General features: G+C 67.8%; 13 protein-coding genes and 2 pseudogenes. 9 read left to right on the top strand and 6 right to left on the bottom strand.

Going from position 1 to position 13,403, the window contains the following annotated elements; genetic code table 11:
• Positions 1–47: 47 nt before the first annotated feature.
• From AZG88_RS08965 to AZG88_RS08990, 6 genes and pseudogenes are all read left to right on the top strand, one after another.
• A complete protein-coding gene (locus tag AZG88_RS08965) occupies positions 48–818 on the top strand; it encodes an SDR family oxidoreductase (protein ID WP_442971708.1) in 771 nt (256 codons plus the stop codon).
• Entirely contained in the window at positions 815–1,729 is a 915-nt protein-coding gene (locus AZG88_RS08970; RefSeq protein ID WP_061697496.1) for an SDR family oxidoreductase, read from the top strand. Before AZG88_RS08965 ends, AZG88_RS08970 begins: the two co-directional genes overlap by 4 nt.
• A gap of 129 nt (positions 1,730–1,858) precedes the next feature.
• On the top strand, positions 1,859–2,722 hold the full coding sequence (locus tag AZG88_RS08975; RefSeq protein ID WP_061697497.1) for an LLM class F420-dependent oxidoreductase: 864 nt from the start codon (positions 1,859–1,861) through the stop codon (positions 2,720–2,722).
• Positions 2,723–2,811: 89 nt separating this feature from the next.
• Positions 2,812–4,019, top strand: a pseudogene (locus tag AZG88_RS08980) (glycosyltransferase family 4 protein).
• Positions 4,013–4,753, top strand: coding sequence for a class I SAM-dependent methyltransferase (locus AZG88_RS08985; protein ID WP_061697498.1), 741 nt, complete (start codon positions 4,013–4,015; stop codon positions 4,751–4,753). The pseudogene AZG88_RS08980 and the gene AZG88_RS08985 overlap by 7 nt, the downstream one beginning before the upstream one ends.
• On the top strand, positions 4,750–5,838 hold the full coding sequence (locus AZG88_RS08990) for a prenyltransferase (RefSeq protein ID WP_061042281.1): 1,089 nt from the start codon (positions 4,750–4,752) through the stop codon (positions 5,836–5,838). The genes AZG88_RS08985 and AZG88_RS08990 overlap by 4 nt, the downstream gene beginning before the upstream one ends.
• Here AZG88_RS08990 and AZG88_RS08995 read toward each other — a convergent pair.
• The 5 genes and pseudogenes from AZG88_RS08995 to AZG88_RS09015 all read right to left on the bottom strand — a co-directional run bounded on the left by AZG88_RS08995 (position 5,814) and on the right by AZG88_RS09015 (position 9,992).
• Positions 5,814–6,476 (bottom strand): class I SAM-dependent methyltransferase, encoded by a 663-nt coding sequence (locus AZG88_RS08995; RefSeq protein ID WP_005244589.1) that lies wholly within the window; start codon positions 6,474–6,476, stop codon positions 5,814–5,816. The two genes, AZG88_RS08990 and AZG88_RS08995, sit on opposite strands and share 25 nt — an antisense overlap.
• On the bottom strand, positions 6,473–6,865 hold the full coding sequence (locus AZG88_RS09000) for a carboxymuconolactone decarboxylase family protein (protein ID WP_005244588.1): 393 nt from the start codon (positions 6,863–6,865) through the stop codon (positions 6,473–6,475). Before AZG88_RS09000 ends, AZG88_RS08995 begins: the two co-directional genes overlap by 4 nt.
• Entirely contained in the window at positions 6,862–7,737 is an 876-nt protein-coding gene (locus AZG88_RS09005; RefSeq protein WP_061697499.1) for an NAD(P)-dependent oxidoreductase, read from the bottom strand. The genes AZG88_RS09000 and AZG88_RS09005 overlap by 4 nt, the downstream gene beginning before the upstream one ends.
• Positions 7,734–8,481, bottom strand: a pseudogene (locus AZG88_RS09010) (SDR family oxidoreductase). The gene AZG88_RS09005 and the pseudogene AZG88_RS09010 overlap by 4 nt, the downstream one beginning before the upstream one ends.
• A 41-nt stretch (positions 8,482–8,522) precedes the next feature.
• Complete coding sequence (locus AZG88_RS09015; protein ID WP_005244585.1) at positions 8,523–9,992, bottom strand: aldehyde dehydrogenase; 1,470 nt, start codon at positions 9,990–9,992, stop codon at positions 8,523–8,525.
• Positions 9,993–10,106: 114 nt separating this feature from the next.
• Here AZG88_RS09015 and AZG88_RS09020 point away from each other — a divergent pair, with 114 nt between their 5' ends.
• The 3 genes from AZG88_RS09020 to AZG88_RS09030 all read left to right on the top strand — a co-directional run bounded on the left by AZG88_RS09020 (position 10,107) and on the right by AZG88_RS09030 (position 12,771).
• The gene (locus AZG88_RS09020; RefSeq protein ID WP_061042276.1) at positions 10,107–11,003 is read left to right on the top strand and encodes an SDR family NAD(P)-dependent oxidoreductase; all 897 of its coding nucleotides are present in this window, start codon (positions 10,107–10,109) and stop codon (positions 11,001–11,003) included.
• A gap of 538 nt (positions 11,004–11,541) precedes the next feature.
• Positions 11,542–12,006 (top strand): PAS domain-containing protein, encoded by a 465-nt coding sequence (locus tag AZG88_RS54950; protein ID WP_404818760.1) that lies wholly within the window; start codon positions 11,542–11,544, stop codon positions 12,004–12,006.
• A gap of 354 nt (positions 12,007–12,360) precedes the next feature.
• Complete coding sequence (locus AZG88_RS09030) at positions 12,361–12,771, top strand: DUF7144 family membrane protein (protein ID WP_025431822.1); 411 nt, start codon at positions 12,361–12,363, stop codon at positions 12,769–12,771.
• Positions 12,772–12,798: 27 nt separating this feature from the next.
• Here the strand turns inward: AZG88_RS09030 and AZG88_RS09035 are convergent, their stop codons facing one another.
• On the bottom strand, positions 12,799–13,401 hold the full coding sequence (locus tag AZG88_RS09035) for a TetR/AcrR family transcriptional regulator (protein ID WP_061697500.1): 603 nt from the start codon (positions 13,399–13,401) through the stop codon (positions 12,799–12,801).
• Positions 13,402–13,403 lie beyond the last annotated feature (2 nt).

Raw genomic sequence — 13,403 nt, forward strand, 5'->3', positions numbered from 1 at the left:
ACCAAGCAATTGCTTGGTAGGGTAGCACGATGGAAACAGGTTCTAACATGACCGGAAGTGTCGTGCTGGTGACCGGTGGTGTTCGCGGGGTGGGCGCGGGCATCAGCCGCACCTTCCTGCGGGCGGGCGCGACGGTGGTGGCCTGCGCCCGCCGGCCGGGGGAGGCGCCGGTGGAGGTGGACGGCCGGGCCGTCGAATTCCTGCCGTGCGACATCCGGGATCCGGAGCAGGTGCAGGGTCTCGTCCACCGGATCGTCGAGCGGCACGGCCGGCTCGATGTCCTGGTCAACAATGCCGGCGGCGCACCGTTCGCGCTCGCCGCGGATGCGAGTCCGAAGTTCCACTCCAAGATCGTCGAGCTGAATCTGCTCGCCCCGCTGCTGGTGTCGCAGGTCGCGAATGCGGTGATGCAGAAGCAGGACTCGGGCGGTGCGATCGTGAACATCTCCAGCGTCAGCGGCTCGCGACCGTCGCCCGGCACCGCGGCGTACGGCGCGGCGAAGGCCGGGGTCGACAGCCTCACCACCAGCCTCGCGGTCGAGTGGGCGCCGAAGGTCCGGGTCAACGCGGTCGTCGTAGGTCTCGTGCAGACGGAACTCGCGCACCTGCACTACGGCGACGACGCCGGGATCGCCGCGGTCGGGGAGACCGTCCCGCTGGGCCGGATGGCGGTCCCCGAGGACGTCGGGAACTGTGCACTCTTTCTCGCGTCCCCGCTCGCGTCCTACGTCAGCGGTTCGACACTGACCGTCCACGGCGGCGGCGAACGCCCCGCCTTCCTGGCGGCAGCTACAGCATCTACAGAGGAGAAGGCATGAGTGGAGTGGTCGACGGTCGCGTCGTCATCGTGACGGGCGCCGGACGCGGAATCGGACGCGCCCACGCGCTGGCGTTCGCCGCCGAGGGCGCCAAGGTCGTGGTCAACGACATCGGAGCCGGCATCGACGGTTCCGCCACCGGGGAGAGTCCCGCGGAACAGGTGGTCGCGGAGATCGTCGCCGCGGGCGGCGAGGCCGTCGTGAACGGCGACGACGTCGCGGACTGGGCAGGTGCCGAGAATCTGATCAACACCGCCATCGACACGTACGGACGCCTCGACGTGCTGGTGAACAATGCCGGGTTCCTGCGAGACCGCATGCTCGTCGGGATGAGCGAGCAGGAGTGGGACGCCGTCGTGCGTGTGCATCTGAAGGGGCATTTCGCGACGCTGCGCCACGCCGCCGCGTACTGGCGCGCCGAGGCGAAGGCGGGCAACCCGGTCGACGCCCGGATCGTCAACACCAGTTCCGGTGCCGGACTGCAGGGTTCGATCGGGCAGGGCAATTACGCCGCCGCGAAGGCGGGGATCGCGGAGATGACCATTCAGGCGGCCGCGGAACTGAAGAACTACGGCGTCACCGTCAACGCGATCGCCCCGGCCGCACGCACCCGGATGACGGTCGGCGCGGGTGGCGCGATGGCGGAGGCGATGGCCGCGCCCGAGGATGGGTTCGACGCGATGGCGCCGGAGAACATCTCCCCGCTCGTCGTGTGGCTGGGCAGCACGGAGTCGAAGGACGTCACCGGGCGCGTGTTCGAGGTGGAGGGAGGCAAGATCACCGTCGCCGAGGGCTGGCGGCACGGTCCCACCCAGGATAAGGGTGCGCGCTGGGAGCCGAAGGAGATCGGACCCGTCGTCGCCGACCTTCTCGCCAAGGCGGAAACCCCGGTCCCGGTCTACGGCGCCTGAGTACGTGAGTGGCGAAGTGTGCCGGGGCACGCTTCGCCACTCACGTGGAAGGGTGTTTGGACACATTGATAAACAGGTGTCCAGAAGTTAGTGTGCAAGAAGGAAAAGGCTCTCGGCCAAGGAGAATTCGTGAAATTCGGCATTACGTTGTTTACGAGTGACCGCGGGATCGGGCCGGCCTCGGCCGCGAGGGGTGCAGAGGCCAACGGATTCGACTCGTTCTACGTGCCCGAGCACACGCACATTCCGGTGAAACGTGATGCGGCGCATCCTCAGACGGGTGACGCGTCGCTGCCCGACGACCGCTACATGCGCACCCTCGACCCGTGGGTGGCGCTGGCCTCGGCGTCGGCGGTCACGGAGCGAATCGAACTCGGGACGTCGGTCGCGCTACCGGTCGAGCACGACCCGATCACGCTGGCCAAGACGATCGCCTCCCTCGACCACCTCAGCGGCGGACGGGTCATCCTCGGCGTGGGGTACGGGTGGAATCTGGACGAGCTCACCGATCACAACGTTCCGCCGGGACGGCGCCGGACGATGCTGCGCGAGTACCTCGAGGCGATGCGTGCGCTGTGGACGCAGGACGAGGCGTCCTACGCCGGCGAGTTCGTGAACTTCGGTCCGAGCTGGGCGTGGCCCAAGCCGGCCCGGGTGCCTCCGGTGATCGTCGGCGCCGCCGGCAACGACAAGAATTTCCGGTGGATCGTGAAATCGGCCGACGGGTGGATGACCACTCCGATCGAGCAGGACATCGACGACCGCGTCGCCACGCTGCGACGGATGTGGCGCGAGGCCGGCCGGGACGGCGAACCGCGGATCGTCGTGCTCGACGGCAAGCCGGACGTGGACAAGTTGCGGCGGTGGAAGGACCTCGGCGTCACCGAGGTGGTGTACGGGCTGCCCGACCGCAGTGAGGAAGAGGTCCTCGCGTACCTGGGCCGTCTGTCCGGAAAACTCGAGGGATTGCGCGAGTCGACCGCGGTGGGGTGAGGGAGTGCGGTTGGATGGGATGAGGGCACACTCGAGTAAGAACGTGTTCTAGTATTGCTTGCCAACTGCTCGAGGAGAGGCCGAAGTCCGTGCGCATCGCACTCTTGTCGTATCGAAGCAAGCCCCACTGTGGTGGGCAGGGTGTGTACGTACGCCATCTCAGCCGTGAGCTGGTCGAACTCGGCCATCAGGTCGAGGTGTTCTCGGGGCAGCCGTACCCGGACGTCGACCCGCGGGTGACGTTGACGAAGGTCCCCAGCCTCGACCTGTATCGCGAGCCGGATCCGTTCAGAACGCCGCACCCACGCGAGTTCCGCGACGCCGTCGACGTGCTCGAGGTCGCGACCATGTGGACGGCCGGTTTCCCGGAGCCGCTCACGTTCAGCCTCCGCGCGGCGCGACTGCTGAAGCAGCGCGCCGACGAGTTCGACGTGGTGCACGACAACCAGTGCCTCGGATACGGGCTGCTGCAGCTCCAGAAGGCCGGACTTCCGGTCGTCGCGACCATCCACCATCCGATCACCCGCGACCGCGAACTGGACCTGGCGTCGGCGAAGTGGTGGCGCAAGGTGACGGTCCGGCGCTGGTACGGCTTTCTGCGCATGCAGAAGCGGGTGGCGCGTGCCATCCCCGCGCTGCTGACGGTGTCGCAGTCCTCCGCCGACGACATCAGCGTGGCCTTCGACGTTCCCGCCGACAACCTGCAGACCATCCCACTGGGCGTGGACACCGAGGTCTTCCGACCCCCGGCCGCCGCCCGGGTTCCGGGCCGAATCGTGTGCGTCGCCAGCGCCGACATGCCCCTCAAGGGGGTGTCGACGCTTCTCGAGGCGGTCGCGAAGGTGCACACCGAGCGCGCCGTCGAACTGGTGCTGGTCACCAAACTCGCACCCGGGGGAGTGACGGAGAAGCTCATCGAGGCGCTGGCCATCGGCGACGTCGTCCGGACGGTGTCGGGTATCGACGACGCCGAACTGGCGTCGCTGCTGGCATCGGCCGACGTCGCATGCGTCCCGTCGCTGTACGAGGGCTTCTCGCTGCCCGCCGTCGAGGCGATGGCGTGTGGCACCCCGCTGGTGGCGAGCCGCGCCGGCGCCATTCCCGAGGTGGTGGGAACGGACGAGGAGGCGTGTGTGCTGGTGACGCCCGGGACGATCCGCAGCGCCGGGCCCGGCTCGGCGACGGTGGCCGTCGACGTGTGCTCGAGCGCTACAGCTGGGCCGCCGTGGCCGCGAGAACCGCGCAGACGTATGCCGAAGCGATAGCGCAGACCCGTGAAGGAGGCCGACCGTGCTGACCGTGGACTTCGACCGGCTGGGTGTGAAGCCCGGCGACAAGGTGATCGACATCGGGGCGGGCGCCGGACGGCACTCGTTCGAGCTGTATCGACGCGGCGCCGACGTCATCGCCTTCGACCAGAACGCCGACGAACTCGCGGACGTCGAGAAGATGTTCGTGGCGATGGCCGAGGTCGGTGAGGTCCCCGCGGGAGCCTCGGCTCGGGTGGAGGTCGGCGACGCGCTGAACCTGCCGTACGAGGATGCGACGTTCGACGTCGTCCTCATCTCCGAGGTCCTCGAACACGTGCCCCGCGACGGCCGCGCCATCGCCGAGCTGACCCGCATCCTCAAGCCGGGTGGTGTTGCGGCGGTGACGGTTCCAAGGTGGCTGCCGGAGAAGATCTGCTGGGCGCTGTCCGACGCGTACCACGAGGTCGAGGGTGGCCACGTCCGCATCTACCGCGCCGACGAACTGGCGGAGAAGCTGACGACCGCCGGCCTGCAGGTCCGGGGCCGGGACCACGCCCACGCCCTGCATTCGCCGTACTGGTGGCTCAAGTGCGCGGTCGGGGTGGAGAACAACGACAACCCCCTCGCGAAGGCCTACCACCAAGTTCTGGTGTGGGACATGATGAAAGCCCCCTGGCTCACACGCACCGCCGAGAAGGTCCTCAACCCTGTGGTCGGCAAGAGCGTCGTGTTCTACCTCGAGAAGCCGAGGGAACCGAGCGTGGTGAAGGCGCCGCGGTGAGAGCCGCCGGCGTCCCGTCGGTACCGAACGTGTTGTCGGAGAGCCAGGTCAGGCAGACAGCACGGTCGATCGCGGCAGCGCAGGAGTCGTCGGGGGCGCTGCCGTGGTTTCCCGGTGGGCACACCGACCCGTGGGATCACGTCGAATCCGCCATGGCCCTCACCGCCGCCGGCCTGATCGACGAGGCGGAGGGCGCGTACGAGTGGTCGCGGCGGACGCAACGCCCAGACGGTTCGTGGCCGATGAAGTTCCGCGACGGGGCCGTGGAGAATCACGATTCCGACAGCAACTTCTGCGCCTACCTCGCGGTGGGGGTGTGGCACCACTACCTGATCACCGGTGACCGGAATTTCGTCGACGCCCTGTGGCCGTCGGTGCAGGGCGGTCTCGATTTCGTCGTCGACATGCAGTCGTCGAGCGGCGAAATCTGGTGGGCCCGCGGCGAGAACGGTCAGGACTGCCCCGAGGCGCTGCTGACCGGGAACTCCAGCATCCATCACAGCCTGCACTGCGGTCTGCTCCTCGCCCGGCTGGTCGACGACCCGCAACCGGAATGGGAGTTCGCGAAATACACGCTGGGCCACGCGATCAGGCAGCACCCGGAGGCGTTCGCGATCAAGGACGAGTACTCCATGGACTGGTACTACCCGATCCTCGGGGGCGCCGTCCGCGGTGAGACCGCGTCGGACCGCATCGCGTCGCGGTGGGACGACTTCGTGGTCGAGGGACTCGGCATCCGCTGCGTGGACCACCGGCCGTGGGTGACCGGCGCCGAAACGTGTGAACTGGTGCTGGCTCTCGACGCGATGGGAGAACACAGCCGCGCGCTCGCACAGTTCGCCGCCATGCAGCACCTGCGGGATCCGGACGGCTCGTACTGGACGGGGCTCGTCTACAGCGACGGCAAGCGGTGGCCGGTCGAACAGACCACGTGGACGGGCGGGGCGATGATCCTCGCGGCCGACGCGCTGTCCCGCACCACGCCCGGACACGGAATCTTCCGGGACGCGGCGCTGCCCGTGGGACTACCGATCGGCCTCGACCGCTGCGGCGACTACTGTCACGCCAGCGGTTCGCCCGTCTGACCGCCCACCCGCTCGAGAACTCGCAGCGACCCGGTGACGGACGTCTCCTTGAATTGCCCCGTCCCCAAAGCCCGTTCGTAGATCTCGAACGGCGGTCGCCCGCCGTCCGCCGGGTCCGGGAACACGTCGTGGATCACCAGGGCGCCGCCGACGTTCACCCACGGCGCCCACCCCTCGAGATCCGCCGACGCCGCCTCCGACGTGTGGCCGCCGTCGATGAAGACGAAGTTCACGGGAGTACGCCAGAACGTCGCCACCGTCGACGACCGGCCCAGCACACCCACGACGTACTCCTCGAGCCCGGAGTCGGCCATCGTGTGCCGGAACCGGCCGACCGTGTCGAGCAGACCGGTGTGCGGGTCGACGAACGCCGGTTCGTGATACTCCCAGCCGGGCTGATGCTCCTCGGAACCGTGATGGTGATCGATGGTGACGATGCGGGCGCCCCGCGCCTTCGCCGCCGCCCCGAGGTAGATCGTCGAACGACCGCAGTACGTGCCGATCTCGACGCCCACCCCGCCGGGGGTCAGGTACTGCATCGCGGCCTCGTGCAGGGCCGTCCCCTCGTCCTCCGGCATGAAGCCGGGGGTGGAGTCGGCGAGTCGGAGAAGCTCTGGTGTCAGGTGTTCGGTGCTCATGTGGCCTCTGCGTCCGGGGCGGCCGCTCTGGCCGCTTTCTTCCGCTTGTGTAGCACCCCGCCGATCATCGAGTCGAGTTTCGTCCCCAACGGCCAGCCCACGTAGTGGCACAGGAACAGCGCGATCTCCCGGAGTTGGTCCTCGTCCAGTTCCTCGTTGTGCAGGGCAGCCCCCACCTGGATCTCGGCGACGTCGACGAGCCCCTGTGCGGTGAGCGCACCGAGGAGGAGAAGCCGGCGGTCGCGGATGCTCAGCCCGGGCCGCGACCAGATGTCGGCGAACAGGTGGTCGGCGGTGACGGCGAAATGCGCGCCGGGCCCGTCCTGCATCTCGAATCCGTAGACCTTCTCCATCATGGCCAGGCCACGGGTGCGGGTGTCGTCGGTCATGGTTGCTCCTTCTTGTCGACGGTGCTGTCGACGCCGAGTCCAGGACCCAGGCCCGTGAGCGCGAGCCGGGCGAGCGGCAGTGCGACGTCGAGTCGTTCGCCGAGCCCGATCGCCAGCGAGAGATCCTTCTCCCCGAGGTCGCGGACGTGGGTCATGATCGGGTACCAGTTGTCGGTCTCGTCGAGAGCGTCGGTGGTGTCGCGGAGCATGATCGCTCCGGCGCCACCGGTGATCGCGTCGGTGTGACGGACGACCTTTCCGAGTTCGGTGATGTCGAGACCGGCGGCCTCGGCGAGCCGCTGCGCCTCGGCGGCAGCCGTGAACGAGACGAAGTGCAGCAGGTTGCGGGCCAGCTTCATCCGCGTACCGGCGCCCACGTCTCCGGCGTGCACGACGAGTTCGGCCCAGTGCCCGAACGGCTCCCGGACCTTCTCGAACGCGTCGTCGCTCGCCCCGACCATCACCGCCAACTTTCCCTTGTGCGCGCCGGGTGCGCCGCCGCTGACGGGCGCGTCGATCAGGTCGACGCCGTGCACACGGCAGCGGTCGGCGAGTTCGACGGCGGTGACGTCGCTGATGGTGGAATGCACCGCCACGACGGTGCCCGGCCGCGCGGTGTCGAGGATCTGTGTGACGACCGCGCGCACCTGCTCGTCGTTCAGCACGGTCACCGAGATGACGTCCGCGTTCTCCGCCACCTCCCGCGGACTCGACGTCACCTTCGCGCCCGCCTTGCCGAACGGTTCCAGCGCCTCCGGCCGGGTATCGCACACGATGAGCCCGCCGGGCCGGTCCAGCAGCCGCTTCGCCATGGGCGCACCCATGTTTCCGAGGCCGATATAGCCGACGGATACCTGTTCGGTCGTGGTCATGCGCGGAAGATCTGTCCGCCGTCGACGTTGAAGATCTGCCCGGTGATCCAGCTCGCCTCGTCGGAGAGCAGGAAGAGGCAGGCGCCGACGAGGTCGTCCGGGGTGCCCATCCGCTTCAGTGGCAACGTCTTGACCATGTCTGCCACCATATTTCCCGGCGTGACGGTGCGGGTGGCTTCGGTGTCGATCGGCCCGGGCGCGATGGCGTTGACCCGGATGTTCATGCCGCCCACCTCGTGGGCGAGTTGCTGGGTGAGGCCGTTGATCCCGACCTTCGCGAGGCCGTAGAAGCCGGAGTACAGCCAGGCGGCCGTGGACGACTGGTTGACGATGGAGCCGCCACCGCCGCTGTTCATGTGCGGCCACACGGCCCGGGTCACGTTGAGGGCGCCGTCGAAGTTCACGGCCATGAACTTCTTGTAGTAGTCCCACGGCACGGTGATGAGGAGATCGAGCTTCATGCCGCCGTAGATCGCGGCGTTGTTCACGAGATGGTCGATGCCGCCGAACTTCTCGACCGTGAACTCGGCGAGTTGCTTCGCCGAATCCTCGTCGGCGACGTCGACATCCTTGAACACCGCAGTCCCGCCGTCCGCGCTGATCTGCTTGGCCACGGTCTCACCGAGCTCTGCATTGAGATCGGCCACCACCACGTTCGCACCCTCGCGGGCGAGGGCGCGCGCGTAGCCCTCGCCGATGCCCTGCGCCGGTGACGATGGCGGTCTTACCGTCGAAACGTCCCATATCGATTGACTCCTGTGTTGTCGGGCCGGCTCGCCGGCGTACTATTGGGCCGGTTCCGCGACCAGCTTGGTCTCCAGGTATTCCTCGAAACCGGCCACACCCATCTCGCGGCCGATTCCGGACTGCTTGTATCCGCCGAACGGGGCGTCGGCCGAGTACCAGACGCCGCCGTTGACGCTGAGCGTGCCGGTGCGCACTCCGTCGACGACCCGCTCGATGCGGGCGGGATCGGTGCCCCACACCGACCCGGACAGCCCGTACGGCGAGTCGTTGGCGATGCTGATCGCGTCCTCGTCGCCGTCGTGGGGAATGATCACCAGCACGGGTCCGAAGATCTCTTCCCGAGCCACCCGGGCGGTGTTGTCGAGGCCGGTGATCAGGGTGGGTTCGACGAAGAATCCACGGTCCCGATCGGCCGGGCGGCCGCCACCGACCACGATCGTGCCGCCTTCCTCCCGCGCGATCCGCAGGTAGTCCTCGACGCGGGCGCGTTGCCGCGCGGAGATGAGGGGACCGCAGATGGTGCCGGGTTTCGCAGGATCGCCCGCGTGCAATCCGCCGAGGGTCCGGGCCGTGGCCTCGACCGCCTCGTCGTACTTCTCCCGGGGAACGAGCAGCCGGGTGGTGATGGCGCAGCCCTGCCCCGCGTGGGTGGACACGGTGAATGCGGCGACCCCACACGCGCCCGCGAGGTCGGCGTCGTCGAGCACGATGAACGCCGATTTGCCGCCGAGTTCGAGGAAGACCTTCTTCAGCGACTCGGACGCCGCCGCCATGACGGCCTTGCCCGTGGCGGTCGAACCGGTGAACGACACGAGGTCCACGCGGGGGTCGGTGGAGAGCTGAGCGCCGAGGGAGTGGTCGCTCGACGTGACGATGTTGACGACACCGGCCGGGAGGTCGGTCTCCTCGGCGATCAGGTGCCCGACGAGGGCGGCGCACCACGGAGTGTCGGGCGCGGGCTTGAGGACCACCGTGTTGCCGGCCGCGAGTGCGGGGCCGATCTTGGCGAAGTTGATCTGGTGCGGGAAGTTCCACGGCGTGATGGCCCCGACGACGCCGACGGCCTCCTTGAGGACGCGTCGGCGGGTCTTGATGCCCATCGGCTCGGCGATGCCCAGATCCTGTTCCCAGGAATAGCTTTCGGCGAGGTCCGCGAAATACCCGAGGTCGGCGACCGGGCCTTCGAGTTGCGGTCCGCTGGTGAGGAAGGCGGGGGCGCCGACTTCGGCGATGGTGATGTCGCGCAGTTCCTCGATGTGGGACTGCAGCACGTCGCGCAGCTGCCGCAGGCAGCCGGCGCGGAAGGCGTGGTCGCGGGACCACGTGGTGTCGTCGAAGGCCCGCCGTGCGGCGGCGACCGCGGCGTCCATGTCGGACGCGGTGGCGTCGGCGGCTCTCCCGAGTACCTCCTCGGTGGCCGGGTTGATCACCTCGAACGTGCCGCCGGAACCGGGAATCAGTTTGCCGTCGATCAGGAGAGCAGAGCTGTCGGTGGGGCGCAGAGTCATGGGTATTCGCTTCCGAATCGGGTGAGTGTCACAGCGATCTCCGAAAACTGGACATGTGTCTGGACTATAGTTTGAACAACTGGATGCCGCAATGACGAGTTCGGCGGAGGTGTGATGAATTCACGCGACGAGAGACGGCTGGACGGGCGAGGCGCCGTCGTGACCGGCTCGAGCCGGGGGATCGGCCGGGCCGTCGCGCACGCGCTCGCGGCGGAGGGGGCCGGCGTGGTGGTCAACGGCCGTGATCCGGCCGCGGCGGAGAAGGTGGCCGACGCGATCGTGCTCGGCGGTGGCCGGGCGATCGCGGTGGCTGGTTCGGCGGCCGCGGACGGCGTCGCGGAGGCGCTGGTCGACGCCGCGGAATGTGCGTTCGGCCAGGTGGACGTGCTGATCAACTGCGCCGGTGTCGCGGAGCCTGCCGGGTCGTCCATCCTCACCGTCACCGACGAGCAATGGCGCGAACTCATCGATGCGCACCTGACGGCGACGTTCCGCACGTGCCGGGCCGCGGCGCCCCTGATGGCGGAACGGGGGCGCGGAGCGATTGTGAACACGAGTTCGTTCGCTTTCCTCGGCGACTACGGCGGAACCGGATATCCCGCCGGCAAGGGGGCGGTCAACAGCCTGACCCTCGCCATCGCGGCCGAACTCGCCGAGTCCGGCGTCCGCGCCAACGTCGTGTGCCCCGGTGCGAAGACCCGCCTGTCCGTGGGAGCGGAGTACGAGCAGCGCGTCGAGGAACTGCACAGGCGGGGGATGCTGGACGATGCAACACGCTACGGCTCGCTGCATCCGGCACCCGCCGACTACGTCGCCCGGCTGTACGCGTTCCTGGCCAGCGACCTCGCTGCCGGAATCACCGGCGGGATCTTCGCCGGATCAGGGTGCTTCGTCGGCAGATTCGACCGGCCGGCTCCGACTGTGCTGGCCTACCGCGACCACGAGACCGAGCCGCCGTGGTCGCTCGACGAGCTGGCGAAGTTGGTGGGTTCCGCTCACGGTGAGCGGTGATGTGAATTGTCCGGCATCGCATGGGCCACGACTTCGTCGTAGGCGGCCGGCGACGTGTCCCGGAAAGATCAGCCCTACGTCCCGTAGGGATAAGTCTTTCGGATTCCGTGCCGCTACTATGGAATGCATCACGCCGCGGGAACTCGACGCCTACATCGGCAGAACCCGCGGCCCGCACGGGCGAGTGAAATCGTCCCGGCGCACGCGGCGGGCGACGCCGCGTACGAATCAAGGTCGAAAATAAGACGAGCGCAAAGACTTCGGTAATCACGTCGCTCTGGCGGCGGATTACGGCTCGTGTAATCGACTTGTGCCTGGGTGAAAGCGGCCCAATGAAGTTGACGCAGAGGCCCGCGGATAGCCGAGCACTATGTATCGGCATTACGCACGGAGAGAATGTATGTTGTTTTGCACCAAGATTGTTCGACAGTGTCCTCCCGGTGAATGTGCTGGTGACGGACGATCGCGGGCAACGATAATTCGACGATCTGGCCGACGATCGACGTTGCCTTCACCGTTCGGTCTTGCACGGTTCGATGTGTTGGTCCGCTGGGGGAGACGGAGGTGGGCGTCGGCAGGGCAGGGTAGGGACAGGCGGCGGTCGGACCCGAACACCGCGCTGGGCTATTTGGAGCAGCTTCCGGCACTGAGGTTGCTCGAGCGGCTTCCGGTTCCCGCCCTTGCTGTCGATGAAGAGGGGTTGATTGTGCATGCCAACCCGGCACTCGGGCGGATGCTGGGGTACCCCGAGCACTGGTTCGCCGGGTGCTCGGTCGCGGACGTGGTCGTTCCGGCGTCGTCGTCGGGCGGCCCCGCATCGGTGGCGCTGCTGCGGGACTTTGCGGGAAAGGTAATCGAACTCGCCCATCGCGAAGGCTTCGTTGTGCGTGCAGCGGTGAGCAGGTCGGTGTTGTGCAGGAAGGATGACCCCGTCACGTTCGTGTGCTTCCAGGACCTCACCGAGCAGTTGTGGGGCGGTGGGCGGGCCCCCGACTTCGAGTGATGCGCTCGCCCGGTATCGCATCCATTCTCCGTCGCGGTACCGAGGGTGAGCATGCGTGGCGAGTTCAGGTGGGCGACGACTCCGAGTCGGTGCCGTCCGAGCCGGGATCGGCGAACATCGCCTCGATTCGGTTCGTTTACTTTCGGTGCGCAGTTGTGGACCGAGCGGAGCGGCCGGGGCGCGCGAGGGATTCGCGGCAACCGAACGGTCTCGCCGGCTGTGTCCGGTGGCCTTCTCGACCGGAACATTTGGATTCCAGGTGGGTGGGAAACCCCGCGGTTTCGACGCGAACGCACATCGAATCGGCGGACAATGAATGCACCCGGCAGTGGGTTGCGGCGAGGAAGGGGCGTCATGTCCGAAGGTTCGTCGGTCAAGCAGGGCGTCGCGGCGGGGACCGCGATGGGTGCAGCGGTCATCATGGTCACCGTCGGACTCCTGCAGTTCTTCCAAGGGCTCGCGGCGGTCTATGAGAACGAGGAGTTCGTGGTGGGGGTGGAGTACCTCTACAAGTTCGACTTCACGGTCTGGGGCTGGATCCATCTCGTGCTGGGTGCGTTGGTCGCGGTGACCGGCCTCGCGTTGTTCACCGGCGCCGCGTGGGCCCGGGTGTCGGCGATCGTGATCGCCGCGATCTCGATCGTGGCCAATTTCCTATGGCTGCCGCACTACCCGTGGTGGTCGGTGATCGTCATCGCGCTCGACGTGGTGGTGATCTGGGCGATCTCGACGTGGCGGCCGAACCCTTCTGACGCCTGGGCCTGAGAACGGAACCAGTAGGGGGGTGGCCTTTCAGGACGGGGTGTGCGCTCGCTCCGGCCACCCGACGCTGGACAGTGCTCCGCGCAGCACCGATTCGTAGATCGAGTCCAGGTCCAGCTCGTCGCCGAGGAAGTCGGTGTTCACCAGCATCACGAAGCCGTGCATCGCGGCGAAGATGCTGACGGCCGCGTCGAGGGTGTCCTCGGGCGGCAGTCCGCACGACGCCAGCATCGTGCGCAGCGCCGTGTTCGCGTCCAATGCCGCGGAGATGAACGCGTCCCGGTCCACCGGGCTGGTGGTCAGCGTCTGATACCGATGCGGATGCTCGGTCGCCCAGACGCGGTGCGCGTCGACGAGCGCACGAAGGCCGTCCGGACCGCTTCGGCCCATGGCGATCTCGCGCAGGTGGGCACCGAGTTCCGCCATGGTGCGCACCTGGACGGCACCGCGGATGTCGTCGAGGTTGCGGACGTGGTTGTAGAGCGACGCGGTGACGACGTTCAGCCGGGCGGAGAGACTCGTCATCGACAGTGGCTCCCAGCCGAGTTCGTCGATGATCTCGATCGCGGCATCCACGACCTTGTCTCGCGTGAGTGTGCGCCGTCGGATCGGTCCGTTCTGCCCTTTCGCCATGG

It is taken from the genome of Rhodococcus sp. LB1 (assembly GCF_001583455.1).
GTDB lineage: Bacteria > Actinomycetota > Actinomycetes > Mycobacteriales > Mycobacteriaceae > Rhodococcus_F > Rhodococcus_F opacus.